Origin of the sequence: Solwaraspora sp. WMMA2059 (assembly GCF_027497315.1) — a bacterium.
GTDB lineage: Bacteria > Actinomycetota > Actinomycetes > Mycobacteriales > Micromonosporaceae > Micromonospora_E.
The window spans coordinates 906,201-931,336 of the sequence record NZ_CP114908.1; the positions used below are offsets into that span (position 1 = coordinate 906,201).

The 25,136-nt window shown below is 71.7% G+C and carries 25 protein-coding genes; 7 read left to right on the top strand and 18 right to left on the bottom strand.

The window, feature by feature from the left end:
• Positions 1 to 44: 44 nt before the first annotated feature.
• The 4 genes from O7553_RS04205 to tnpA form a co-directional block, all read right to left on the bottom strand.
• Entirely contained in the window at positions 45 to 1,424 is a 1,380-nt protein-coding gene (locus tag O7553_RS04205; protein ID WP_281553558.1) for an FAD-dependent oxidoreductase, read from the bottom strand.
• A 36-nt stretch (positions 1,425 to 1,460) separates the two neighbouring features.
• On the bottom strand, positions 1,461 to 2,684 hold the full coding sequence (locus O7553_RS04210) for a glutamate--cysteine ligase (protein WP_281553559.1): 1,224 nt from the start codon (positions 2,682 to 2,684) through the stop codon (positions 1,461 to 1,463).
• A gap of 69 nt (positions 2,685 to 2,753) precedes the next feature.
• A complete protein-coding gene (locus O7553_RS04215) occupies positions 2,754 to 3,542 on the bottom strand; it encodes a hypothetical protein (RefSeq protein WP_281553560.1) in 789 nt (262 codons plus the stop codon).
• 482 nt (positions 3,543 to 4,024) lie between these two features.
• Positions 4,025 to 4,441 carry an IS200/IS605 family transposase gene (gene tnpA / locus O7553_RS04220; protein ID WP_281553561.1) on the bottom strand — a complete coding sequence of 139 codons (417 nt, stop codon included), beginning with the start codon at positions 4,439 to 4,441 and terminating at the stop codon, positions 4,025 to 4,027.
• Positions 4,442 to 4,449: 8 nt separating this feature from the next.
• Between tnpA and O7553_RS04225 the strand changes: the two genes are divergently transcribed.
• The 3 genes from O7553_RS04225 (at position 4,450) to O7553_RS04235 (ending at position 5,269) form a co-directional block, all read left to right on the top strand.
• Positions 4,450 to 4,545: a helix-turn-helix domain-containing protein gene (locus O7553_RS04225; protein ID WP_281553562.1), complete on the top strand. Its 96-nt coding sequence runs from the start codon at positions 4,450 to 4,452 to the stop codon at positions 4,543 to 4,545.
• Between the two features lie 29 nt (positions 4,546 to 4,574).
• Positions 4,575 to 4,910 carry a TetR-like C-terminal domain-containing protein gene (locus O7553_RS04230; RefSeq protein ID WP_281553563.1) on the top strand — a complete coding sequence of 112 codons (336 nt, stop codon included), beginning with the start codon at positions 4,575 to 4,577 and terminating at the stop codon, positions 4,908 to 4,910.
• 101 nt (positions 4,911 to 5,011) lie between these two features.
• Entirely contained in the window at positions 5,012 to 5,269 is a 258-nt protein-coding gene (locus O7553_RS04235; RefSeq protein ID WP_281555461.1) for a DUF664 domain-containing protein, read from the top strand.
• Here the strand turns inward: O7553_RS04235 and O7553_RS04240 are convergent.
• The 5 genes from O7553_RS04240 to O7553_RS04260 form a co-directional block, all read right to left on the bottom strand.
• Positions 5,220 to 7,193 (bottom strand): heavy metal translocating P-type ATPase, encoded by a 1,974-nt coding sequence (locus O7553_RS04240; protein ID WP_348650131.1) that lies wholly within the window; start codon positions 7,191 to 7,193, stop codon positions 5,220 to 5,222. The two genes, O7553_RS04235 and O7553_RS04240, sit on opposite strands and share 50 nt — an antisense overlap.
• Before the next feature lie 301 nt (positions 7,194 to 7,494).
• Positions 7,495 to 8,163: a DedA family protein gene (locus O7553_RS04245; protein ID WP_281553565.1), complete on the bottom strand. Its 669-nt coding sequence runs from the start codon at positions 8,161 to 8,163 to the stop codon at positions 7,495 to 7,497.
• Positions 8,164 to 8,215: 52 nt separating this feature from the next.
• Positions 8,216 to 9,238 (bottom strand): LacI family DNA-binding transcriptional regulator, encoded by a 1,023-nt coding sequence (locus tag O7553_RS04250; RefSeq protein WP_281553566.1) that lies wholly within the window; start codon positions 9,236 to 9,238, stop codon positions 8,216 to 8,218.
• A 246-nt stretch (positions 9,239 to 9,484) separates the two neighbouring features.
• Entirely contained in the window at positions 9,485 to 9,949 is a 465-nt protein-coding gene (locus O7553_RS04255) for a hypothetical protein (protein ID WP_348650107.1), read from the bottom strand.
• A complete protein-coding gene (locus tag O7553_RS04260) occupies positions 9,942 to 10,310 on the bottom strand; it encodes a hypothetical protein (RefSeq protein ID WP_281553567.1) in 369 nt (122 codons plus the stop codon). The genes O7553_RS04255 and O7553_RS04260 overlap by 8 nt, the downstream gene beginning before the upstream one ends.
• 200 nt (positions 10,311 to 10,510) lie before the next feature.
• On the opposite strand from O7553_RS04260, the gene O7553_RS04265 reads away from it, so the two are divergent.
• Together O7553_RS04265 and O7553_RS04270 are read left to right on the top strand one after the other, a co-directional pair.
• Positions 10,511 to 11,194 (top strand): hypothetical protein, encoded by a 684-nt coding sequence (locus O7553_RS04265; protein ID WP_281553568.1) that lies wholly within the window; start codon positions 10,511 to 10,513, stop codon positions 11,192 to 11,194.
• 28 nt (positions 11,195 to 11,222) lie between these two features.
• Entirely contained in the window at positions 11,223 to 12,143 is a 921-nt protein-coding gene (locus O7553_RS04270; protein ID WP_281553569.1) for a Gfo/Idh/MocA family oxidoreductase, read from the top strand.
• 83 nt (positions 12,144 to 12,226) lie between these two features.
• Here the strand turns inward: O7553_RS04270 and O7553_RS04275 are convergent, their stop codons facing one another.
• Both O7553_RS04275 and O7553_RS04280 read right to left on the bottom strand, forming a co-directional pair.
• Entirely contained in the window at positions 12,227 to 13,573 is a 1,347-nt protein-coding gene (locus O7553_RS04275; protein ID WP_281553570.1) for an Hsp70 family protein, read from the bottom strand.
• Positions 13,566 to 15,644 carry an Hsp70 family protein gene (locus tag O7553_RS04280; protein WP_281553571.1) on the bottom strand — a complete coding sequence of 693 codons (2,079 nt, stop codon included), beginning with the start codon at positions 15,642 to 15,644 and terminating at the stop codon, positions 13,566 to 13,568. Before O7553_RS04280 ends, O7553_RS04275 begins: the two co-directional genes overlap by 8 nt.
• Before the next feature lie 381 nt (positions 15,645 to 16,025).
• On the opposite strand from O7553_RS04280, the gene O7553_RS04285 reads away from it, so the two are divergent.
• Together O7553_RS04285 and O7553_RS04290 are read left to right on the top strand one after the other, a co-directional pair.
• Positions 16,026 to 16,616, top strand: a complete 591-nt coding sequence (locus O7553_RS04285) for a TMEM165/GDT1 family protein (RefSeq protein WP_281555462.1) — start codon at positions 16,026 to 16,028, stop codon at positions 16,614 to 16,616.
• A 102-nt stretch (positions 16,617 to 16,718) separates the two neighbouring features.
• Positions 16,719 to 17,111 (top strand): cupin domain-containing protein, encoded by a 393-nt coding sequence (locus tag O7553_RS04290; protein ID WP_281553572.1) that lies wholly within the window; start codon positions 16,719 to 16,721, stop codon positions 17,109 to 17,111.
• Between the two features lie 46 nt (positions 17,112 to 17,157).
• Here O7553_RS04290 and O7553_RS04295 read toward each other — a convergent pair whose 3' ends face one another.
• The 7 genes from O7553_RS04295 to O7553_RS04325 all read right to left on the bottom strand — a co-directional run bounded on the left by O7553_RS04295 (position 17,158) and on the right by O7553_RS04325 (position 24,935).
• Positions 17,158 to 17,580 carry a hypothetical protein gene (locus tag O7553_RS04295; RefSeq protein ID WP_281553573.1) on the bottom strand — a complete coding sequence of 141 codons (423 nt, stop codon included), beginning with the start codon at positions 17,578 to 17,580 and terminating at the stop codon, positions 17,158 to 17,160.
• A 21-nt stretch (positions 17,581 to 17,601) separates the two neighbouring features.
• Positions 17,602 to 18,228 (bottom strand): ATP/GTP-binding protein, encoded by a 627-nt coding sequence (locus O7553_RS04300; RefSeq protein WP_281555463.1) that lies wholly within the window; start codon positions 18,226 to 18,228, stop codon positions 17,602 to 17,604.
• A complete protein-coding gene (locus O7553_RS04305) occupies positions 18,215 to 18,730 on the bottom strand; it encodes a DUF742 domain-containing protein (protein ID WP_281553574.1) in 516 nt (171 codons plus the stop codon). The genes O7553_RS04300 and O7553_RS04305 overlap by 14 nt, the downstream gene beginning before the upstream one ends.
• Positions 18,727 to 19,209 carry a roadblock/LC7 domain-containing protein gene (locus O7553_RS04310; RefSeq protein ID WP_281553575.1) on the bottom strand — a complete coding sequence of 161 codons (483 nt, stop codon included), beginning with the start codon at positions 19,207 to 19,209 and terminating at the stop codon, positions 18,727 to 18,729. Before O7553_RS04310 ends, O7553_RS04305 begins: the two co-directional genes overlap by 4 nt.
• The gene (locus O7553_RS04315; protein WP_281553576.1) at positions 19,206 to 21,932 is read right to left on the bottom strand and encodes a nitrate- and nitrite sensing domain-containing protein; all 2,727 of its coding nucleotides are present in this window, start codon (positions 21,930 to 21,932) and stop codon (positions 19,206 to 19,208) included. Before O7553_RS04315 ends, O7553_RS04310 begins: the two co-directional genes overlap by 4 nt.
• A complete protein-coding gene (locus tag O7553_RS04320; RefSeq protein ID WP_281553577.1) occupies positions 21,919 to 23,085 on the bottom strand; it encodes a hypothetical protein in 1,167 nt (388 codons plus the stop codon). Before O7553_RS04320 ends, O7553_RS04315 begins: the two co-directional genes overlap by 14 nt.
• 443 nt (positions 23,086 to 23,528) lie before the next feature.
• Positions 23,529 to 24,935, bottom strand: a complete 1,407-nt coding sequence (locus O7553_RS04325; RefSeq protein WP_348650106.1) for a trehalase family glycosidase — start codon at positions 24,933 to 24,935, stop codon at positions 23,529 to 23,531.
• Positions 24,936 to 25,136 lie beyond the last annotated feature (201 nt).

The window sequence follows — 25,136 nt, forward strand, 5'->3', positions numbered from 1 at the left end:
GCCCAACGGCAACCGCTACCCGTCCGGCCCGGCCGGGCGCCCGCTCACGGGGTGTTGGCGACGGCGTCGTTGGCCCGTCGGGCGGCGACCAGCACCGGATCCCAGACCGGCGAGTACGGCGGGGCGTAGCCCAGGTCGAGGGCGGTCATCTCGGCCACCGACATCCGGTTCCACACCGCGACCGACAGGACGTCGATCCGCTTCGCAGCCTCCGACGTACCGACGATCTGCCCACCCAGCAGCTGCCCGGTGTGCTGCTCGGCGATCAGCTTGATGGTCATCGGGGCGGCACCGGGGAAGTAGCCGGCCCGGTTGCTCGACTCCACGGTGGCGCTGACGTAGGCGTACCCGGCTTTCGCCGCCTCACGTTCGAGCAGCCCGGTGCGGGCCACCTCCAGGTCACAGACCTTGGTGATCGCGGTGCCGATCACCCCGGGGAAGGTGGCGTACCTGCCACCGATGTTGATTCCGGCGACCCGGCCCTGCTTGTTGGCGTGGGTGCCCAGCGGGATGTGCACCGGCTGCCCGCTGACCCGGTGGAAGGTCTCGACGCAGTCGCCGGCCGCCCACACGTCGGGCACCCCGACCACCCGCATCTGCAGATCGGTACGGACGCCGCCGGTGACGCCGATCGGCAGGCCGGCCTGCTCGGCGAGCCCGGAGTTCGGCCGTACGCCCAGGCCCAGCACCACGACGTCGGCCGGCACCGCGCCTTCGTCGGTCAGCACCTCGCAGACCCGCCCGTCCCGCTCGTGCAGACCGGTGACCGATACGCCGGTACGCACGTCGATGCCGAGCCCGACCAGCGCCGAGCGGACCAGCGCCCCCATGTCTGGGTCGACAGTGGACATCGGCTGTGGGCTGCGCTCCACCAGCGTCACCGCCAGGCCACGCCGGATCAACGCCTCGGCCATTTCCACCCCGATGTACCCGCCGCCGACCACCACCGCCCGGCGCGGCACCGGTTCCTGGTCGAGCCAGTCCCGTAGCGCCGCGCCGTCGTCGAGGGTCTGCACCCCGAACACGCCGGAGGCGGCGTTGCCCGCCCACGGCGGCTGCGCCGGCGCCGCTCCGGTGGCGTACACCAGGGTGTCGAACGGCTCGCGGACCTCCCGCCCGCCGTCGCCGAACGACGTGGCCACCACCTCCCGCGCGGCCAGGTCGATCCGGGTGACCTCATGCCGGATACGCACGTCGATGTGGTGGTCGCGGCGGAACGTCTCCGGATCGCGGACGATCAGCTCCTGCGGGTCGTCGACCAGGCCGGAGATCCAGTACGGGATCCCGCAGGCCGAGTACGAGGTGAACCGGCCCCGCTCGAACGCGACGATGCTCAGCTCGTCGGGGCCCCGCAGCTGCCGGGCCTGGGACGCGGCCGACATGCCGGCCGCGTCACCGCCGATCACCACCATCCGTTGCGCCATCTCACATCTTCTCCAGTCGCGTCTGGTCGGACCAGGTCAGCGGTCCGGCGGGGGATCGGTGACCGGACCGGCGGGGGGAGCAGTCACGTGCGGCGGTGCCGGGATGATCGACCGGCTGCGGGTCTGCGCGGCCAGGTAATCCACCACCGCTGCCAGGTCGCCGGTGCCGGCGTGCACGGCCCGCTGCCGGGCCGCTCCGGTGCCCCGGGCCCGCAGCCGGCCCAGCAGCGAGTTCACCAGCGCGACGTCGCCGTGCCGGTCGAGCTCGGGGCGGACGGTGTCGACCAGCCGGCGCAGCAGGTGCCAGCCGGGACGCAACGCGGGTGCCCCGGTGCTCAGGTCCACGGCCTGCCCCTCCAGCCCGTCGTGCGCGGCCCGCCAGTGGGCGGCGACCAGCACATGATGTTCCACGTCGACAGGTGGCCGGTCCTGTGCCACCGCGGCGAGCGCTGTGCCGACCAGACCGCGGACCAGCGCGGCGAGCAGGATCGTGTCGTCCAGGCTCGGGCAGACGTCGCCGATGCGGACCTCGACGGTGGGGTAGTGCGCCGACAGTCGGGCGTACCAGTGGAGCATCCCTTCGTCCAGGATGAGACCGGCGGTGGTCAGGTCGTCGACCAGTGACCGGTAGTGCTCGTACGAGCGTAGTCGTGGGGCCGGTGCGACCGCCGGCCAACGCTGCCACATCACCGAGCGCCAACTGGCGTACCCGGTGTCGACGCCTTGGAAGAACGGTGAGTTGGCGGTCGCCGCCTGCAGCACCGGCAGCCACGGGCGGAGGTGGTTGAGCACCTGTACGCCGACCTGCTGGTCCGGGACCGCGACGTGCACGTGCAGCCCGTTGGTACCCGGGCCGGGCAGCAGCCTGCCGTACCGTTCGACGATCCGGTGGAAGCGTGGGTCGTCGACCACGTCGACCACGTCGGGCTGCGGTCCGGCGACCGGTGCGGTGCCGACGGCGAGCAGCCGGACACCGGCCCGCTCGGCGGCGTCGGCGACCCCGGCGCGCAGCGTCCCGAGGGTACGGCGCAGCGCCCGTAGGTCCAGGCCGGGTGGACTGCCGATCTCGATCTGGCTGGTCTGGAACTCCCGCTGCACCTGCCCGCGCAGCTCCGGCGGGATCTCGGCGAGCACCGCCGCGACCGCCGGCGCGGCGGCGCCGGACCGACGGTCGACGAGCAGGAACTCCTCCTCCACACCCACGGTCAGTGCCTCGGGCCGGTGCCGGGCCGGCTCGGCGGCGACAGTACTGCTGGTCATCGGGCCATCCTGCGCCTTCGGGTGACCCGGCGGTACGGCTTTGCGGTGCCGCCGGAAGCGCCGGTCGGCTCAGCGTTCGCGGCGGGGTGGCCGGGGCAGCGGCAGGTCGTGCCGACCGGCGATCAACTCCTGGACCCGGATCTTGGCCAGGATGATCGGTTGCCGGTAGCGGCGCTCGCGGTCGGCGGACCTGGCTCGCCGCCACTCGGCCCAGCGGCTCTCGCCGCGGTAGAACCAGCGTGCCCAGGGCGCGTGCGGCCGGGCCAGCCGCAGCGCGCCTACGATCAGCAGGACCGGGAGGAACAATCCCAGCAGCCCGGTCCAGATCTTACCCTTGAGCAGGGTGACCGCCGCCAGCACCAGGTTGATCACGATGAGCGCGGCGCCGGCGAACTGTGCCGGGTCGGTCTCGCCGGTGAGGAACTCGTTGGCACCCAGTGGCCGCAGGCCGAGCAGCAGCAGCCCGGAGACGGCGATCGCGACGAAGACCGCGTCGATCGAGGTGCGGCCGCGCTCCGACCAGTAGACGTCGCTCAGATGCAGCAGCAGGGCGAACTCGTCGAGCACCAGCGCGGCGCCGACGCCGAACAGCGCGGCCGCCACCGCTCGCCACAAGGTCGTCTCCACCGGGATCGCCAGCCCGGCGACCCCGGCGACCAGCATGAAGACCACCCCGAAGACGACGTGATGGATGTGCAGGTCGCCGCGGGTAACGTTGCCGGGCCACCAGCGCACCTGTGCCCGGATCATCCGGACCGAGAAGCGGATGAACGCGAAGCCGAGGACGACGCCGACGAAGAAGCAGAACAGCGGCAGCCGCCCGGTCGAGACGATGGTCTGCTCGAACCAGCCGTTCACCGGGCTCCTCCATGCGACACGCGCACACTGTCTCCTTATCCACTGCTATGCAGGGATTTAACTGACTTTACGAGCTGCCCGGCCTGGTCGGACGGGTGTCTCCAAGGGTGCCGGTGATCCGCACGCCGCCCCCGCCGGGGGCGGCCGCACGGGTTCAGAGCCAGTCTCCACGCCGGCTGTGGCATCGACATCGGTTGACAAGTCCAGTCTGGAGACGTATAGACCCTGAGAGCGCTCTCCCATGTGATTCGAGCGATCCCAACCGTCCCCATCAGTTCTGATGCTCCCTAGAACGTAGATCGGCAACCTCCCGGGGAGAACGCTCTCAGCCGGTCGACGGCATCTGCCCTGACCCGGATCCAGATCGGCGACGTGACCGGGGCCGCCGCCTCCGGCTACCGGAATGCGGGCCAGTGCTCCGGCCTTCAGGCCGGGGGTGAAGGCTCGCGCTGGGGGGGGGGCAGCCAGGCCCGAGCAGTGCCTTAACCGGGACGGTTCTGCTGCTCGATGTACTGCTTGATGACGCTCAAGGGCGCGCCGCCGACAGACCCGGCGAAGTACGAGCCGGACCAGAGTTTGTTGGCCCGGTAGTAGTGGCGCGCCAGGTCGGGGAACTCCTGCCGGAGGCGGCGCGAGGAGACCCCTTTGAGGCTGTTGACCAGCCTGGCCACGGCGACCTTGGGCGGGAAGTTGACCAGCAGGTGGACGTGGTCATTCTCGCCGTTGAACTCGACCAGTTCGGCCTCGAAGTCGGCGCACACGTCTCGCATGATCGCCTCCATCCGGGTCAGGTGCCGGTCGGCGAACACGTTGTGCCGGAACTTCGTCACGAAAACCAAGTGGACATGCATCGCGAAAGTGCAGTGCCTGCCGGTGCGGATGCCTTGAAGTTCGACCATAAACCAACATGATACATATGATGGCCGTGCAGCTCCGTTACAACTACCGGATCACCCCGGACGCCGCCCAGCGCACCGCGCTGGCGCAGGCACCGGATCGCTGATCGGGGACCTGCGGGCCAACGCCCGGCTGGTGCAGCGCACCCTGGCCGATCCGCGTCAGGGTGCGCTCTTCCGGGCGGTCATCGTCGCCGCGACCTGCGACCCCCGCGCCGCCGAGGCGCTGCACCGCTTCTACGCCGTCCGCATTGCCGAGTGGCCACCCTGCGTGGAGCAGGCCGTACGGCGGGCGGAACTGCCTCAGGGCACGGACGCCGTCGAGGTCATCCGCGCCGTCTCGGCGCCGCTGTACTACCGCCTGCTCGTCAGCGGAGACCCGGTCGACGAGGCCACGGCAGACCGGGCCGCCGAAGCGGCAGCCGCAGCCGCCCGCGTCGGCGTCGACGCGTCTACCAGCGGTCTCAATTAGAAACAGGTCGGCGCAACCGAGATCCACTGGGGGACGGTACATTCACTGGCAGTACCCGGTTCCCGGGTGAGGCGTTCCCGGACCAGGTCGTCACCCAGCAGCTGCGCGTTCAGTTCGAGGCGTTCCTCGACGAGCACCGCAGCGCACTCAACCGCTGTCTGGACGGGCTGACCGAGGAGCAGGCCCGCCGGTCGTTGGTCGCCTCCCGGACCACGTTGCTGGGTCTGGTAAAGCGCGAGACCTTCGTCGAAAGGGTCTGGTTCGACAAGGCCGTGACGTGCCGGTCGCGTACGGAGCTCGGGCTGCCCGCTACCGCTCGTCCGGGGCGAGTCGCACCCGGCGGAGCAGTTGCGCGTTGAGGGCGACCACGATGGTGGACGCGGACATCAGGATCGCCCCGACCGCCGGGCTCAACGTCAGCCCGGCCCAGGCCAGCACGCCGGCGGCGAGCGGAATGGCGATGACGTTGTAGCCGGCGGCCCAGCCCAGGTTCTGCAGCATCTTGCGGTAGGAGGCCTTCGACAGCCGGATCACCCCGGTGACCCCGCGCGGGTCGGACGAGGCGAGAACGACTCCGGCGGATTCGATCGCGACATCGGTGCCGGCCCCGATGGCGATGCCGACGTCGGCACGGGCCAGCGCCGGTGCGTCGTTGACGCCGTCGCCGACCATCGCCACGGTCAGCCCCCGGGCCTGCAGGTCCGCCACCGTCTCGTCCTTGTCGGCGGGCAGCACCTCGGCGAAGACCTCGTCCACGCCGGACCGGAAGCCGAGATCGGCGGCGACCGCCTCGGCGACCGGCCGGGCGTCACCGGTGATCATCATGATCTTGTCGATGCCCTGTCGGCGCAGTTCGGCGATCGCCTGCCGGGCCTCGGGCCGGACCTCGTCGGCCAGCCCGATAGCGCCGAGCACCTCGGCGCGGCCGCCGTCGAGCCGCAGCAGATGCAGTACGGCGGCACCACGCTGCGACCAAGCGTCGGTCGTGGTGGTCAGCTCCGGCGGGACTGAGGCGTCGAGTTCGCCCAGCAGCGCCGGGCCGCCGACGGCGTACTGAGTGCCATCCACGTTTGCCTGCACGCCCCGGCCGGTCAACGACCGGAAGTCGGTTGCGGCGCTCGTCGGACCCCGTTCGGTGGCGGCGGCCACGATGGCGCGGGCCAGTGGGTGCTCGCTGTCGGTTTCCACCGCTGCGGCCAGGCGCAGTACGTCGTCCTCGGTGTGCCCGGGAGCCGCCGCGACGCCGGTCACGGTGTGCGCGCCCGTGGTCAGGGTGCCGGTCTTGTCGAACAGCACCGCGTCGACGGTGCGCATCCGCTCCAAGGCCAGCCGGTTCTTGACCAGGATCCCGGCCTTGGCCGCCACGGCCGTCGACAACGCGATCACCAGGGGGATCGCCAGGCCGAGGGCGTGCGGGCAGGCGATCACCAGTACGGTGACCGTCCGTACCACGGAATCGTCGAGGCTGCCGAACGTCCACCAGGCGGCGAAGGTCAGCACGGCGGCGGCCATCGCGACGTAGAACAGCAGGGCGGCGAATCGGTCGGCAAGCATCTGGGCCCGGCCGCTGGAGGCCTGAGCCTGTGCGACGAGACGTTGGATGCCGGCCAGGGCGGTGTCCTCGCCGACGGCCTCGACCCGTACCCGGATCGCCGAGTCGGTCGCGACGGTGCCGGCCACCACCGGGTCTCCGACGCGTCGGGGTACCGGCCGGGACTCTCCGGTGATCATCGACTCGTCCAGCTCGGCTTCGCCGTCGGTGATCCGCCCGTCGGCGGGTACCCGGGCGCCGGAGCGCACCAGGACCAGGTCGCCGGCTCGCAGGTCGGCCACCATGACCGGCTGGACCTGCCCGTCGTCGGCGACCCGTTCCGCGTCGTCGGGCAGCAGCGCGGCCAACGCGGACAGCGCGCCCTGCGCCTGGCCGATCGCCTTCATCTCCTGCCAGTGGCCGAGCAGCATGATGGTCACCAGCGCCGCCAGCTCCCACCAGAAGTCCAGGTCGAAGGCGCCGACGCTGGTGGCCAGTGAGGCCAGGTAGGCGACGGTGATCGCCATCGAGATCAGCAGCATCATGCCGGGGGCACGGTCTCGGACCTCGTGTACGCCGCCGACCAGGAACGGCCAGCCGCCGTAGAAGAACACCACCGAGCCGAGCACCGGGCCGACCAGGGACATCCCGGGAAAACTCAGCGAGTAGCCGAACCAGTCCATCACCATATGACTGGTGAGCACGACCGGTACGGTCAGCGCGAGACTCAGCCAGAACCTGCGGCGGAACATCTCCGGATCGTGCCCCGCGTGCTTGTCGTGGCCACCGTGGCCGGTGTGCTCGTCGTTTCGGGTTCCGTCCGTTCCCACGCTGCCACAATACCCCCTAGGGGTATATCCGCAAGGGGTTCATGAACCTCGCGGCTCCGGGGAACCCAAAGGTGTCTCCGCAGGTCTGATGCCACAGGTGCATCAAGATGCACCTGTGGCATCGAGGCTGGACGGGTCTGTCGTCCCGTCGGGTCACGCCGAGTTGGTCGGCCGAGGGCTTATCGGCACCGCCGACGGCTCGTCGGCCGAACCGTCCCTGGCATCAGGGCGACGGTCGGCGGCCGGCCGCAGCCCGACGGCGGCGACGCCGGACCTGGCCGACCACCCAGTAGACGACCAGCCCGCCAAGGAGCACGAGGACCGCCACGTCGAACCAACGGCTGTACCGCTCGACCTGCTGCCACTGTGAACCGAGCGCGAACCCGGCACCGACGAACAGCGCGTTCCATGCCCCGCTGCCCAGCGTGGTGAAGGCGCTGAACCGGGTCAACGGCATCCGGTCGGCGCCGGCCGGCACCGAGACCAGGCTCCGCACGACCGGCACCATCCGGCCGAACAGCACCGCCCACCGACCGTACCGCTCGAACCAGCGGTCTGCCTTGTCCAGGTCTTCCAGATCGACCAGCGGCACCTTGTCCAACCAGCGTCGCAGTCGTGCCTCGCCGATCGCCGCACCCAGCCAGTAGAGCAGCAACGCGCCGGCCAGCGAGCCGATCGTCGCCCCGGCCCAGACCCCGACCAGATTCACCCGGTCCTGGCTGGCCAGGTAGCCGGCCATCGCCAGCACCACCTCGCTGGGGATCGGCGGGACGACGCTCTCCAACGCCACCAGCAGGCCGACCCCGATCTCGCCCAGCCGGGCGATGACGTCAGCCACCCAACCGGTCAGCCCACCGACCTGGTCCGGCGGGGTGTCGACGGTGACTGCCATGGTGCTCCCTGCGTCCGCGGTAAGCCCATCCGGTACCCGGCGGCCGACAGCGCTACACCTGCTCAACGACCGCTGGCGGCCGGCGACGTACCGAGCTCTCCCGGACCTGCAGCTTGGTGGGCAGGGTGACGGTGGTCGCGGCCCGGTCGGGGCTGGCGATCCGCTCGATGAGCAGCTGGGCGGCGGTCTCGCCCAACTGGTACGTCGGCTGGGTGACGGTGGTCAACGCGGGCCGAACCAGATGTGCCCACGGCAGGTCGTCGAAGCCGACCACACCCATCTCCGCCGGCACCGCGATGCCCTGGTCGACCAGGCACTCCACCGCACCGACGGTCATCAGGTTGTTTGCCGCGAACAGCGCGTCCGGTCGCGGTCGCAGCCGCAGCAGCTCCGTCATCGCCCGGTAGCCGCCGTCGGAGCGGAAATCGGCGTGGCGGACCAACTCCTCCTGGTACGGCTGTCCGGCATCGGCCAACGCCCGCTGGTAGCCGCCGAGCCGTCGGCAGGCGGTCCAGACGCCACGTCGGCCGGTGATGCAGGCGATCCGCCGGTAGCCCGAGTCGAGCAGGTGTGCGGTGGCCAGCCGGGCGCCGTGCTCGTTGTCCACCAGCACGGTGTCGATCCGGCTGCCGTGCAGCTGCCGGTCGACCACCACCACCGGCACCCGGGCGGCGATGAGCTGCCCCAGATCGGCGGCCGGCCCGGACGGGGCGATGATCACCCCGGCGACCTGTTCGGCGAGGACCGCGTTCAGGTAGCGGCTTTCCTTGACCGGATCCTCGTCGGTGTTGCACAGCACGACCGAGTAGCCGGCCTGCTGAGCGAGGTCCTCGACGCCGCGGACCAGGGCGGTGAAGAACGGGTTGCCGATGTCGCTGATCACCACCGCCCACAACGTGGTCCGGCTCCGGCGCAGATTACGGGCCACCGCGTTGGGCCGGTAGTCCAGCTCGTGCATCGCCCGCCGGACCCGGTCGGCCAGCGCGGGATCCACGTTGGTGTGGCCGTTGACGACCCGGGAGACGGTAGCTGGGGAGACCTTCGCTTTCCGCGCAACGTCGTAGATGGTCGCCATTGTTCATCGCCCTCTTTACTTGCTCCCGGCCCGAGGGTGCCGGTGACGGAACCCGGGACAATAATTACAGACCGGGCATGGAGCGCGATGGCCCAGCAGGTCGGACGCGCATGGCGGAGCGCATGCAGTCCGGCGCTGAGCTGCGATGCCGGCACCGTCCACTGTCGGGATACCGACATCAGCGACGGTTCCACAGCGGACGCCGGCCGGCAGGTGGCCGAGCCGGCCCGAGCGTCGGTGGCCGGCCTACGCCGGTGCGTCGGCCTCAGGACCGGCCGAGGCTCGGCTGCGGCGCAGCCAGAGAAGCCCGACGACCGGCAGCACCAGCGGAATGTAGCCGTACCCGCTGCCAAAGCCCGACCAGACCGTCTCGTCCGGGAACGCCGCCGGCACCGCGAAACTCACCGCGCCGATGCCGAGTACGCCGACCAGCTCCACCGTGCAGCAGCCGTATGCGATTCGGCGACCGACCGGGCCGTCGATGATCAGCCCGGCGGCCGCCACCAGGTACACCACCGCGGCGAAGGCGGAGAGCAGGTATGCCACCGGCGCCTCGCCGAACCGGGTGGCGATCTGTACGCCGGCCCGGGACGAGGCGGCGATCGCGAACAGAATGTAGACGCCGATCAGCACCCGGCCCGGCCCGCTGCGGGTCCGCGCCGTCCGCCCGGTCCGCGCCGTCCGCCCGGCCGTCGATGTCGGGTCAGCCACCGCCGACCGCCGTCCAGGTCTGCTGCAGCCGGACCACCAGCACCGGGATCACCAGGGCGAAGACACCGATGGTCAACGAACCCCACCGGGTCGGCTCCATCCGGCCCAGCACCCCCGCCATCGGCGGCAGGCTGAGCGTGGTGATCAGGTAGCCGGCGAAGACCGGTGGTTCACCGGGACGTTCCCCGCCGACCAGCGCCACCACGGCGGCCACGGTCAGTGCGAGCAGGGCGACCTCGACCACCGCCAGCCCGCCGTACTGGATCAGCCCCGGCGGCCGGTCCAACGCTGCGCAGAGCAGTGCCCAGCCGGCGACGGCCAGCGCGCCGACGATGACCACGGTGGCGATCGGCCCGTTCACCGCCGCACCGCCGTCTCAGCTGCCACAGTCACGCCGAACACCCTACTCACCAGCTACGCGACCCGCCGAGGTGCGCCCCCGCAGGTCGCCGAGGACCGGTGACCGGTGCTCCGATCCGCAGTGTCCGGACGGTGGCTCTCGGTATCAGCCGGAGTCTATAGTCAGTCCGGGACGGTCCGATCCACCCTGGGGAGGGTGTGGTGGTTGGCGTCGGCATCTGGGGCCTCCTGATCGCCAGCTGTCTCGTCCTGCTCGCCCTGCTAGCTCTGGCCGCGTTGGCTGCCCGTACGGCAGAGCACCCGACCGACCGGCGGGCGCTGCGGGCCGAGGCCGACGAGCTCGCCGCCGAGGCGCAGACCATCGCCGCCGCGGCCGACACCGCCCGGACCACCGCCGAGCAGCTGCGCGACCGGGCGGCCGCCGCTGAGCTGGCCCGCGACGACGCCTGGCAGCGGCAGGAAACCGCCGGCCAGGCCTATCAGCAGGCGTTGTTCGCCGACCAGGAGGACCGGCCGGCGGCCGTCGTCACCGGTGCGGCGCTGCCCGCCGAGCACGGGCGCGACGTCAGCCGGGCCGCGCTCACCGCGTACCGCCGGGGCGACATCTCGGTGCAGCAGCTGCGTGCGGTGTGGCGGCGGGCCGGCGGCGCGCCGCCGGACCCGACGGCGGGGGACCGGGCCGACCGCGCCGTCGACCGGCACCGCGTCCGCGACCAGGCCGCCCGCCGGGAGTACGACGTGGTCGCCGCCGCCGCGCGGCGTGCCGCAGAGGCGGCGTACGTTGCCGAACTGAGCGCCGCCGCGCTGGCCGAGGAGGCGGCGGCCGCCGCCGTTGACGCCGAGGAGGCCCGCTACGTCGCCGACCGGGCTGAGCGGTCACACTGAACACCGGTCGACGGAGGGAAACGTGGCAATGGCATTGCGGTTTGGTCTGTTCGGCACCGGGCACTGGGCGGCCGAGACCCACGCGGCCGGGCTGGCCGCGCACCCCGACGCGGAACTGGTCGGCGTCTGGGGGCGGGACCGGGCGAAGGCCACGGCGCTGGCGCAGCGGTACGGCGTCGCACCGTACCAGGATGTGGACGCGTTGCTCGCCGACGTCGACGCGGTCGCCGTCGCTCTGCCGCCCGACGTACAGGCCGAGATCGCGGTCCGTGCCGCCGACGCCGGCCGGCATCTGCTGCTGGACAAGCCGTTGGCGTTGACCCTGCCGGACGCCGACCGGGTCGTCGCGGCGGTCGACCGGCGGGACGTCGCGTCGGTGATCTTCTTCACCAGCCGGTTCAACCCGTCCATGATCGACTTTCTGGCCCGCCCGGCCGACGGTGCCTGGCACGGTGCCCGGGGAGCGCTGTTCGCGGCGATCTCCGAGCCCGGGAACCCGTACGGTGCCTCGCCCTGGCGGCGCACCTACGGCGGGCTGTGGGACATCGGCCCGCACGCGCTGTCGGTGGTGCTGCCGGTGCTGGGCCCGGTCGCCCGGGTCGCCGCGATGCCCGGCCCGGCCGGCGGGGTGCACCTGCTACTGCGACACACCGGCGGGGCCACCAGCACGCTGTCGCTCAACCTGGACGGCCCGGTGGCGGCGAAGACCTTCGACGTCACGTTCTTCGGCGAGCCCGGGATCGTGCCGGTGCCGCACCGGGACGTGACCACCGGGCAGGCGTTCCACTCGGCCATCGACGCGCTGCTCGGGCAGGTCACCGCCGGGTCACCGGGACACCCCTGCGACGTCCGGTTCGGCCGGCAGGTGGTGGCCGTCCTGGCCGCCGCCGACACCGCCCGGGTCGAGCAGCGCATCATCGACGTCCCGGCTGGAAGACCGGTCGCCTGAGCGATCCTCGCCGGCTGGCCTGCCACTGGCCGGAGCAGTGGCTCACCCTGTTCCGGCTGATCACCGCCCGCTGACCCGTCGCCTCAGCCGGTGGCCAGCGCCAGCCACTGGTGGCTGGCGACCTCGGCGCTGGGCGGCACCAGCAGCCGGTCGAGCGTGCCCGGTGTCGCGGCCACCAGGTCCCACAGCGCGCCGCCGGGCAGCCGGACCCGGGCCAGCGGGGTGCCCGCCGGATACGGCTGACCCGGCACCACCAGCCAGCGGTGCAGCCGCGCGGACCCGCCCGGGATGCCGAACGACAGCGGAACCATTCCGGTGGTCTCCGTCGACGCCCGGATGGTCCGCGGGCCGCTGCGCGGCAACCATCGGGCGGCACCGTGCACGGTCGCCAGTTCCGGCTGCTCCACCTGACGCAGCGGGCGCTGGAAGGCGTCGTGCACCGCCTGGGCCACGGCTGGCATCCGGGCCCCGCCGCCGACCAGCAGCACCGATCCGATGCTGGCCGGTGGCACCCCTACAGCGGCCAGCATCTGCCGGCAGCAGGCGATCGTCCGGTCCAGCAGCGGAGCCACCAGCTGCGCCAGGTCCGCCCGGGTCAGCCGGTACGCCGGAGTGTCCGGCAGCAGGAAGTCCTCCACCGCCGGAGTGTCGCTGAGCTGATGCTTGATCCGGTTCGCGAAGTCGGTGACCGCCATGCCGAGCCGCAGGGTGGCCGGTGCGGACTGGCTGGCGGCCGCGCTCGCCAGCAGCGGTGCCAGCCACTGCTGCCCGTCGGCGTGGATCCTGCCGGCCAACAGCGAGTCGATGTCCCGGCCGCCGCAGTCGTCGATCGCCGCGTGTCCGAGCACCTCGTGCCAGCGTTCGTCGATGCGCACCAACGCGGTGTCGAAGGTGCCCCCGCCCAGGTCGTAGACCAGCACCAGCTCGCCGGGGACCGGCGGTGGGCCGGCGACCGGGGCGAACGCGGCCGCAACCGGCTCCGGCAACAGCTCGACCGGGCCGAGACCGGCCGCTTCGGCTGCGGCGATCATCTGTGCGCGGCGCGGGTCGTCCGGGTCGTACGACGCCGGGACCGTCACCACCGTCCGGTGCACCGGCGCGCCGTACCGCCGCTCGGCCTCCACCCGTAGCGCGGTCAGCACCGCCGCGACCTGCTCGATCGGCCGGAACCGGCGGTCGCCGAGCATCATCGGCACGTCGGCGGCCATGCCGCGTTTGAACTCGGCGGCGTACGCCGTCGGCTCGGACCGCTTCCGCCGCTCGGCCAGCGCGCCGACGATCATGCTCTGACCGTCCCAGTGCACGGCGGACGGCCAGGTCGGCGCACCGGTGACCGGGTCCGGCACCAGCTGACCGGTCTCACCGGTGACCACCATCGCGGCGGAGGAGGAGGTGCCGAAGTCGACCACCAGGACGGGCTGGTCAGACATCCCAGACATCGATCAGGCTCCGCTCGTTGGACTCCCAGTTGGCCAGCAGGTGCCGGCTGTCGGCGCTGAACCCGACCCGGACCCGTTGCCCGGTGCCGCCCAGCACCCGGAACAGCTCCTGTCCGGTCGAGGTGTCCTGCAGGACCACTGCGGCGATGCCGTCGAGCGCGTCGGCGACCACGGCCCGTAGTTGCCCGTCGGCGCTGACCGCAGCCGTGCCGAACCCTTCCCGCCGGCTGTGGTCGGCGAACTCCGGCATCCGCTGCTCCCACCGGTCGTCGACGATGCGGTCGATGTGGGTGCCGGTACGCAGATCCCACAGGGTCGTCGCGGTACGCCGGGACCGGCCCACGGCTTTCGCCCGGCCTTCGGCCGCCGCCCGCCACCCGATCTCGTCGATCAGCACCCGGTGCGGCCCGCCCGGGTCGTGGAACCGGGCGCTGATCTTGCCGGTCTCGATGTCCCACACCGAGATGAACCCATCCGTGGCCCAGGCCACCACCGCCAGCCGGCCATCCGGGTCGACGAACACCCGGCCGGTCGGCTGCGCGCCGGCGGTGTGCTCCGGACGGAACTCGGCGCGGACCGTGTCGTCTGCGATCGCCCGGAGCCGGACCAGCCGGGCCGCCGGGTCGCACTCCACCAGATGCTCGCGGTCCGGGGTGAGCAGCCAGCTACCGGTGGACTCCAGGTGCCGCCGCCGGGGTGGCGGCTGGCGCTGCAGGGCCACCGCGTCCTTCGCGGTAGCCACCACCAGGACCGGGCCGACCAGGTCGCCCGGGTACGCCTGCTGGCCCAACTGCCGGCCGTGCTGGGCGGCGGTGAGCTCGAAGACCCGCTCGTCGGGGGTACGGACGTGGGCGAGCACCGCCCCGGCCGGGTAGGGCTCGCCCGGCGGTACGCACCAGCGCAGCAGCCGGGCCCGACCGCCCGGGATCTCCCACGAGGTCGGCTCGGTGCGCCACCGCTGCGGCTCGGCGGTGACGGTGCGGCCGCTGGCGCCGGCCGCGAACCGGGCCGCGCCGCGCAGCACCGCCAGCTCCGGGTCCGAGCCGCAGCGCAGCGGCCCCGGCGACCCGGCGTCGATGATGCCGAGGCCGGACCGCAACGTGGTGTGGACCGCCGGCAGGTAGGCGTTGCCGCCAGCGACGACCACTGCGGCCAGGTCGGCCGGTGCGGCGCCGACCGCGCCCAGCACACCTGCGGCGCCCTCCACCAGCCAGCGCAGCGCCGGTTCGGCGAACGCGTCCAGCCAGGCCCGGGTCAGCCGGTACGGCGGCGTGAGCGGGGTGAGGTGATCGACCACCTCGTCGGCGTCGACCAGTTGGTGTTTGAGTCGGCGGGCGAAGTCGATCGCCTCGTGGTAGGCGCGCAGCCCGGCGTCACCGGGTGCGGCGAGCATCGGCTCCAGCCAGGCCCGCCCCTCGGTGCGCAGGTCGTTGATGAGCAGCGCGTCGAGTTCCTGCCCGGCAGGGCTGGTCTGCTGAGCGAGTTGGACGGTGTGGCTGCCGTACACCTGCACCAGCGCGACGGTCCAGGTCGCGCCAAGGTCGCAGACCAGCACCAGAGCGCCGGCCGGCAGGTTGTCGCCGGTCGTCGGGTCCAGCGCCGCCGCCACCGCGCTGTCGATCAGCTCCACGTCGCGGAACCCGGCGGCCTCACCGATGGCGAGCATCGTGTCCCGGCGGGGGTCGCCGGGCAGGTAGTCCGCCGGCACGGACAGGGTCAGCCGGTCGATCTGGCCCCCGTACAGTTGGCGGGTCTCGTTGGCGACCACGGTGAGGTACACGGTGAGCGCCTCGGCGCCGGTGACCTCACGGTGCTCCAGCCACATGGCGGCCTGGGCGTCGACGGCCCGGCGTGGCCCGTCGATGTACCGCCGCGGCATGGCCCGTTTACGTACCTCGGACGGGGTGCCGACCAGGAATCCCTCGTCCGCCAGACACACCGACGACGGCCAGCTGGTCGCCCCGCTGGCCGGCTCCTTGACCAGGGTCGTCTGGTCGGCGACGACCAGCGCCACCCGGGTGCCCGAGGTGCCGACATCGACCACCATGATCGGCTCGGTCATGTTCCCGCCCTCACCACAGCAGTCCGGCGATTGATCGTCCTGGAAGTTCCGGGACAGTGTCCGTGAGTGCCGCCGTCACGTCCACCCTGGGCGATGTGCGCGGTACGCCACGGACAGGGGTGAACGTAACGGAAACTGGTCGCGTTGGTGGACCCGCCCCCGTGTGTTCGGTCACCAACTGCGATCGTCGCTGCTGGAGCGGCTAGACTCGGCGACTGCGAAGGGGAGTAGCTCCCAACATCGCGGTCGACACACTGGTGCTGCGCACCCGGCTGCGGCGACCCGGCGGTACGTCGGGTGGGCGAGACCTTCGACCCAGGCTTCAGCAGCCGGGTCGAGGTCCGCGTGCCACGATCCGGCCCCGACCGGATGAGAGGCACCATGGACGGCTTCCTTGCCGCGACCGCGATCAGCTTCGGCGTGATCTTCGTAGCCGAGCTGGGCGACAAGTCACAGCTGATGGCGTTGACCTTCGCCACCCGATTCAGGACCTGGCCGGTGCTGGTCGGTATCACTGCTGCCACCGCCGTCGTGCACCTGGTGTCGGTCGCCCTCGGGTACGGCCTCGGTGTGGCCCTGCCCACCGGCTGGATCGCGCTGGCCGCCGCGCTGGCGTTCATCGGGTTCGGCTTCTGGACGCTGCGCGGCGACACCCTCACCGACGAGGAGTCCCGCCGGGCGCAGCGGACCACCAGGACGGCGGTGATCGCCGTGTTCACCGCGTTCTTCCTCGCCGAGCTGGGGGACAAGACGATGCTGGCGACGATCACGTTGGCCACCCGGCACGGCTGGTTCGGCACCTGGCTCGGCTCCACGCTCGGCATGGTCGCGGCCGACGCACTGGCCATCGTGGTGGGCCGGCTGCTCGGCAGGCGGCTTCCCGAACGGGTGATCGCGTACGGGGCGGCCGCGCTGTTCTTCGTGTTCGGCTGCTGGCTGCTGGTCGAGGCGGTCGTCGAACTGGCCGGCTGACCCAGCGCGCGCCGGCTGGCCGGCTGATTCGGCGCACGCAGTGGTCGGCCGTGTGCACGGCAACACGCGTACCGACGGCCGGTTCTGGGTACCTTGAGTGGTATGCAGCACTTCACGATCGCCACCGTCGCTGAGCAGAGCACCGATTTCCGCCGGGTGCTCTGGACCGGTGAGCATTCCCAGCTTGTGATCATGACCATTCCGCCGGACGGCGAAATCGGCGAGGAGGTCCACGAGGACATCGACCAGATCCTCACCTTCGTCAGCGGTGTCGGCGAAGCGCTGGTGGCCGGCGAGCGGCGGGCCGTCGCCGCCGGGGACCTGGTCGCCGTGCCGGCCGGCACCAAACACAACTTCGTCAACACCGGTCCCAATCCACTGGTGCTCTACACCGTCTACGGCCCGCCGGAGCACGCCGACGGTGCGGTACACCACACCAAGGAGGAGGCGGACGCGGCGGAGGAGTCCGGCCAGGACGAGCCGCCCACGTCGTGACGGCGGCCTCCGCCGGGTACCTCGGCCACCCGCCGGCGGGGCCGGTTCAGCCCTCCGTCGCCCCGTTGAGCAGTGACGGATCGCGTCGGATCAGCTCCGCCAGGCGGGCCGCTGGACCGTCCTGGGTGGGCTGTCCGCGTGGCGGCCACTCCGGTGGACGCCCGGCGGTCGGCACCCCGGGCGCCGCCGGGTCGCCGGACGGCGGGTTCGGCCCGACCGCAGGCGTACCGCCGTCGACCGTCACCTGCACCCGGCCGTCCCGGTTGCCGACGGTGAGCTGCACGGCCTGACCGCCGTGGGCGAGGTGGACCGTGGCGGTCAACCCAGGGTGGCGCTCCACCACCTGCCGGACCGCCGCAGCGATCTCGTGCGCCGCCGACGCCGTCCGGTCGTTGCCCTGGCTGACCCGCTTCTGCAGCTGGTCGCGTCGGGCGAGCCGGGCGAGCGCGTCGTCCAGGTCACCACGCATCTGTCCTCCTCTGCTACCACCTCAGGATGGCTGACTCCGTACCGCTCGGTCCAGCGCCCGGTCCAGGACCACCAGCAGGGCGTCTCGGACCGACAGCCGGTCGCGGGCGTCGTACGCGACGACCGGAACGGCCGGGCCGGTCGCCAACGCCCACTTGACCTCGTCAATGCTATGACCAAGGCGGCCGTGGAAGGTATTTACTCCCACCACGAACGGCAGCCCGGCCCGTTCGAAGTAGTCAACGGCGGGGTAGCAGTCGTCCAGGCGTGAGCTGTCCACCACGACCAGTGCGCCCAACGCCCCCCGGGCCAGGTCGTCCCACATGAACCCGAAGCGGGTCTGACCCGGGGTGCCGAACAGATACAGCTTCAGACTCTGGTCGATCGTGACACAGCCGAAGTCCATCGCGACGGTCGTGGTGGTCTTGCCGGACTCTGGGCCGGGGTCGTCGACCCCGACGGAGACGGCGGTCATCTCCGCCTCGGTGGTCAGCGGGACGATCTCGGAGATGGCCCCGACGGTGGTGGTCTTGCCCACCCCGAAGCCACCCGCCACGACGATCTTGACCGGGATCGGCGCGGTCCGGGGTGGGGCGCGGTGCCGGGCTGTCGGGGGCGGTCCGGCGGTCGGCCGGTCAGGAGATGGCACGTAGTCCACGGATCACTCGCAGGATGGTGTCGGCATCGGCAGGGGCGTCGACGTCGGGTACGTGGACGTCGAGATGGGCGGAGGCGCGCAGATCGCCGACGAGCACCCGGGTCACCCCCAGGTGCAGCCCCAGCCGGGCGGAGAGTTCCGCGACGGAGATCGGGTCGGCGGCGAGCGAGATGATCGCCCGCAGTTCAGGGGCGAGGCCGGATCCCGAGGGGCCGGGGTCGAAGGGGTCCGGAACCCGCGCGGTCACCTGCGTCTCCAGGTTGATGTCCGGGTCCGCCCCGGTTACCCGACCGGCGGTCAGCACGAACGGCCGCAGCGTCGTCGCCGCGGCGTCGCCGTCCGACCGGTCCGGCACGCCGCCGTCGGACCCGCCGACGCCGGGCGGACCCCCGCCCGCCGCCGGGGTGTCACCCGACGGCGGGGTACGCAGGTAGGGGCGGATGCGCGGCTGCGGATCGACCGGCTCGTCCGCCCCGTACGGCGGTCGGGTCACGACTGGACGGAGTTCTTCAACTCGGCGATCAGCCGGGGAGTGAGCGGGCCACCGGCGCGCCCGGCGAACAGGGTCATCTCGTAGGCGACCGTGCCGAGGCTGGCCGAGCGGTCGGCGATCACCCCCAGCACCGACCCGGAGCTGATCGAACTGACCAGCAGGTAGCCGTCGGCCATGTCCACCACCACCCGGTTCAACGTGCCGAGCGAGTACCAGTTCGCCGCACCACCGGCCAGACTGGTCATGCCGGACACCACCGCCGCCAGCCGCTCGGCATTGGCCCGGTCCTGAATCGCGGACATGGCCATCAGCAGTCCGTCGGAGGAGACCGCGATGGCTTCGCGGACACCGGCGGTGCTGGAGGTGAACGAGTCCAGCAACCAGTTGAAGGTCTGCGCTTCGGCGCTCAGCGAGCCGCTGCCATTGCCGGCCGGGGTCGTCGGGCGTTCCGCGGTGTCCGGCGTGTAGGGACTGTTCATCCGTTGGTTCCTTTGCTGCCGTGCTGGAAGGTGGTGGTGATCTCGGTGAGCGCGCGCTGAACGCCCGTCTCGAACTCGTCCAGGGACTCCTTGGCCTGCTGCGGGTCCGGCGGCCAGGGCTGGCCCTTGCCGGGGGATGCGCTGGCCGGGGGCGGGTCGGGCAGGCTCGCGCCGGGCACCCGCTGGGTGAGGCGGTCCGACCTGGCGACCGTCGGGTCCTGCGCCACCTCCCGCTGCGCCCGCCGTACCCCGGCCTCGAACTCCTCCAGCAGTGCCCGTGCGGCGACCGGGTCGGCCGGTGCGTCGCTGAGCGCCGCCGGTCCGCCGCCGACCGGGTGCTGGGCACCGGGAACGCGTTGCCGCAGCGGCCCACGTCCCACCGGCTCGGCGGTGGGGGCTGCCGCCGGCTGATCCGGTGCCCTGGCTGGTTCGGCCGGCGTGCCGGTCGCTGGCGTACCCGTGCCGGCCGCAGTGGTGTCGGAGCCGGCGGCCGGGGCACCGGCCCCGGCCGCTGCGGTGCCGAACGCGTTCCACGGGGTTCCGGTGCCGAGCGACCGGGTGGCCCGCTGCACCGCCGACGAGTCGAAGCCAGCGCCGGAGCCGTCCGGCACGCCGGTGCGGACGCTGGCCCGGGCGACGGTCCGTTCCAGACGGGGTCCGCCGGGGGCCGCCGGCGTCACGGCCGTCGGCCTGTCTCCGGACGGACCGTCTCCGGGCGGACCGCCCGGTGCGGTGCCAATCAGCACGGCGTTGGCGGGGACCGTGCCGGGCAGCGGCGCGATGGTGGGCGCGACCGCTGGTGGCCGGCCGGTGGGACCGGTGGCCACGGCCCGTCCAGGGGCGCCGGTGGCCGGCACGATCAGGTCCGGTCCCAGGTCGACCGTCACCGTGACCCCGCCGCCCGGCGTTGCGGTCAACTCGACGGCCATCGCATGCCGGCGGGCGAGTCGGCCGACCACGAACAGGCCGAGGACCTCGGTCGGTACCAGGTCGAGCCGTTCCCGTCGGGTCAGCCGGGCGTTCTCCTCGGCCAGTCGTGCCGGGGACAGCCCGAGCCCACGGTCGATGACGCTGACCCGCAGGCCGTCGTCGAGCGGTCCGGCGGCCACGGTCACCCGGGTGTGCGGTGGGGAGAAGACGGTGCCGTTCTCCATCAGCTCGGCCAGCAGCAGCACCAGGTCGGCGATGACCGACGGCTGCAGGGCGTACCCGGCCGGTGCCTGCACGTCGACCCGGGTGTACTCCTCGATCTCGCCGAGAGCGAGCCGGATGACGTCGGAGACCGGCAGCGGGGCCATGTGCTCCTCGGCGCCGGTCGCCCCGGAGAGCACCACCAGGCTGCCGGCGTTGCGCCGCAGCCGGCTGGAGACGTGGTCGAGCCGGTAGAGATGCTGCAGCCGGCGCGGGTCGGTCTCCTCCCGCTCCAGCCGGTCGATGATCGCCAACTGGCGGCTCACCAGGTTCTGGGTCCGCCGTCCGACGTGGCCGAACATCTGCGCCACGTTGCGTCGGCTCGACACCTGTCGTTCGACGAGCCGGGCGGCGGTCTGCTGTACCCGTTCGAAGGCGCGGGCCAGATCGCCGATCTCGTCGGTGGCGGAAACCTCGACCGGGTCGAGGCGCACCGGGTCGGGGCGTTCCGACTCGTCATCGGCCACCCGTACCAGCTCCGCCTCGGCGATCCGGGCGACACGGTCGGCCGAGGAGGTGAGCCTGGCCAGCGGCTGGGCGACCGACCGGGCCACGTACAGACTCAACGCGACGACCGCCAGCAGGACCAGCAGCGCACCAGCCACCACGCTGTACGCGATGAACAGGATCTGTTCCTGCCGTCGGGTCACGTCGACTGTGACGTCGATGACGATCTTGCGTTCGACGAACCGGCCGAGGGCGATCAGCGATTCCAGGGCCGGGAACAACGTGGTTACGGACAGGCCGGCCAACGCTTGGGTCGGGTCGACTGTGAAGCCGTCCTGCGCGCCGGCCTGGGAGGTGGCGGTGAACCCGCTGCCGAGCCGCTGGTCGAGTGCCTCCTCGACCAGGCTGTAGAGGGCCACCTGATCGGCGGTGGCGAATCGGCTGAACCGGGCGGCGTTCTCCTGCGCGGCGACCAGGCTCATCGCGTACCGGGTGGCGGACTGCGGATCGCGGGATCCGACCACCAGCAGCATGTGAGTCGCTCCGGCGCTGATCGCGGCATCCAGCCGCAGCGCGGCGTCCAACGCTACGATCTGGCGTCCCTCAGGGGTGGCGACGTCGGCCGAGTCGACCAGCTTCAATCCATCGATCAACCGCTCGATGAGATCGCCGTACGTGGTCATCACCTGATCGCTGGTTGCCGTGCGGTCGCGTACCGCGGACCGGACCTCAGCGAGGTCGTCGACAGCGTCGACCGCTGCGGCCAGTTCGGTGCCGAGGTGGTCACCCAGCTCCGCCCGGAGGTCGGCGACCCGGTCGGTGACGGCCGCCTCCTGCAACACCAGTCGGGACCGATCCACGCTGTCCAGCAGGTAGCCGATCGCCAGCAGACGCTCCTGCTGCAGGTCCTGGGCGAGCGAGCCGATCTGGCCGCCGGTCTGCACGGTGCGGACCGTGTCGGCGGCTCGGCCGGCCAGCGCGGCGCGGTCGATCACGATCGGCACCGCCAGGGCAGCGACCGCGATCAGCGGGATCATGACCAGCAGGGCCAGTTTTCCCCGGATCCGGAGCCTATCGAGCAGCAACGGTCGGCCCCCATCGTCCGGTGCCCGGGTCGGCGGTGCCGGCGGGGGCGCCGCCGTGCGCCGTCGGGTCGAGTTTCGGCCAGCGGGTCGGCTGGTCCGCCGTGTCGGGACCGGGCTCAACCGGTTCCAACGGCTGGCCGACCCCGACATGGCCGCCACTGCCGGCACCGGGGCGACCGGGCTGAACGAGGTAGGCGATGACCATCGGGGCTACGGCCAGAGCGAAGGCCACCACCAGGGCGCCGACCGAGACCCACTGGCTGCGTTGCAGGGTGCTGATCCGGTCGGTGATCAGATTGTCCAGCTCGGCCAGCATGGTGCCGGTGAGTTCGGCCGCCGCCACCTGGGCATCGACCCGGAGCCCGACGAGGGGATCCAGGTCGGGCAGCGCTGCCCCGCCGCCCGGCCCGGCGGACCCGTCGCCCGAGACGACATCCGCGGGTTTCAGCGCGGCGGCGGCCGCGGCAATGGTGTCCATGCTGCGCCGGAACCGGTCGACCTGGGTGAGCAGGTTGCTGCTCATCGTCCGGCTGTCGGTGCTCTCCACCGCGGCCTGGACGTTGTCGGCCAGGTCGCCTGCGGGGGAGAGCACGTCGCCGACCGCGCTGATCAGTTCGACCAACGCCAGTGGCCGGTCCTGCGCCGGTCGGGTCGGCAGCAGCACCGCGAGATCCGCGAAGCGTCCGGTGGCGACGATCGCCTCCGGCAACTCTTCGGCCGCGCCGTCCTGCAGGTGGTAGGCGTCGCCTTCCGGGTCACGCGTCAGGTTCGAGCTCTCCCGGATCCTGTCGTACTGGGCCAGCAGCAGGTCGGTGGCCTGGCGGTACGCGTCGAAGGCTTCGGTCGGCCGGCTGAACTGCCGACCCGACAGGGATTCCACGGCGGAGCGCAGCGTCGCCCACCGTTGCTGGGCTCGTAGCGACGCGCCGATCCGCTGGTCGACCTCGGTGACCGCATCGAGGGCCCGAAGCAGCGCCTCGTCGTTGACCGGCTGACCGGCGACGGCAGCTGACTGCGCGTCGACCAGGGCCACGGTCAACTCGTTGAGCGCGCCGAGATACGCCACACCCTCGCGTTCGCGTTCGGCGAAGGCGATGTCCGCCGAGGTGCCGCGCCACAACTGGGTGAACAGCACACAGATCGGCACGAGCATCAATACGGTGATGACTGATCGGAGCAACGCCCCGTCGAGCCATCGCTTTCGGCCTACGGCGTCCTGTCCGGGTCGCCGTGCGGCATCGTGTGCGGGTTGCATCGCCCACCCCTCTGGCGGTAGCAGCAAAAACGGCGGACAGCGTCGAGTGCGCAGGATCGCGTCGTTCGTGCGGCCCACCGGCAGGGAAAGATAGATGTCCTGCCGGCGGGCCGGAACCATCCGTGAGGACGCCAGTTGCGCACCGTACGGTCGACTCGACCCACCGTGAGAAGGTGGCTACGAACAGTGAGAATCTGTTGATCAGTAACCGTTTTCTGTCTTATATGCAGCTTATGTCGTAATCAACGGCATCTGCGGGTGGTCAGCCGAATGGGTATTGGTATCGGGCAGACTGTCGGATCGGCGTTGGTCGACGCGGCTCCCCTACTATCGGGTAACTGCTAATCGATCGGACCGCCGACCGGCGGAGCCTCGCCTTCGCCCAGCAGATCGAGCACCAGCGCTGCGGTCCAGCTGAATGCCGCCGAGCCGACCCCGTCGCCGGTCTCCGGGTGGAAATACTCGTAGTAACCGGACCGGCGAACCAGTTCCAGCATCGCGTCACGCAGAGTTTCGGCCTGATCCAGATGGCCATGCTCACGAAGTCCCCGACGGAGCAGCCAGTTGATATTGATCCACACCGGTCCGCGCCAGTACCGCACCGGGTCGAAGTCGACGGCGGCCCGGTCGTAGCTGGTCACCGGCATCGACGCTGACAGCCCGAACCGGTGCGACTCGGCCGTAGCCACGAGCGCCGCGACCCGGTCGGGCGGTAGGCCGGGCAGGATCAGCGGGACCAGTCCGCTCACGCAGCGTGCCGGGCTGAGCCGTCCGGTCCGGACGTCCCGGGCGTGGTACATGCCGGTCCGCGGATCCCACAGTTGGTCGTCGACGGCCCGGGTGATCCGCGCGGCGCGGTCCAGGTGGACCGCTGGATCTGCGCCGACCACGGCGGCGATCCGGGCGAGCGCGTGTTCGGCGGCGGCCAGCAACGCGTTGAAGGTCGGACACTCGACCACGAAGTCGTGTCGGGCGGCCAGCTCGTCGTCCCGGTAGCCGCCGTCGCGGTACGCCAGTGCCAGCGCGACGAACCGGGCGTAGTCCTCATCGGTCGGCCGGTGGGACGCTGCGGCCACCCGGTTGTCATGCCGCTGCCGCCCGACGAGCACGCCGAGGTCGGCCGGTACGGCGGACAGCGCCGCATCCCAGGCCGGGCTGTTGTCCAGGCCGGACTCCCAGGGGTGCACGATGCTGGCCAACCCGTCCCCGCCGACGTCGCGACTGCTCGACAGGTAGTCCTGAGCGGCGACCAGCCGTGGGTAGAACCAACGCAGCTCGGCTTCCGCCTGCGGCCCCGGTGCCCGTTGGTAGATCTCCCAGATGGCGACGGCGTGGGCGGGCGGCTGGACGATGCCGGTGCCGTCCGGGTGCCCGGGGCGGCGCAGCGGTACCTGCCAGAATCCCGGTCCGGGGAAGTAGTCGCGTTCGGCGACGTCCGGGTCGAAGACGATGTGCGGGACCCGTCCGTCCGGCCACTGCGCCAGGAACAGGCTGCGCAGGTCGTGCCAGGCCCGATCGGGGTCGATCCGGGCCAGGCCGATCGCGATGAACGCCGCGTCCCAGCTCCACTGGTGCGGGTAGAGGGTGCGCGACGGCACGGTGTGGTTGCGCGACCAGTTGGCGTCGAGCACGGCTCTGGCCATGTGCCACAGGTCGGCGGGCGTGCGTTCGGTGAGTTGTTCGGCCGGTAGCCGGTCCGTGACCGGGATGCTCGCGATGGCCGTGTGGGCGGTGCTGATACTGCTCATTCTTCCGTCCTGGTCAATCTCCCGCCGGGCCGTCGGCCAGGCAGAAACCACCGCCAGCGGTGGGGTGGTAACGACGAATGTACGCGCGGTGAACAGCATGTGCCCTTGTCGCAGACGGCGGTAGGGTCTGTCGGCTACCGGACGATGAGTCGTCCGGTCAAGGAATACGTGCAGGTTGAAGGGGGTAGGCGGGGAGGATGG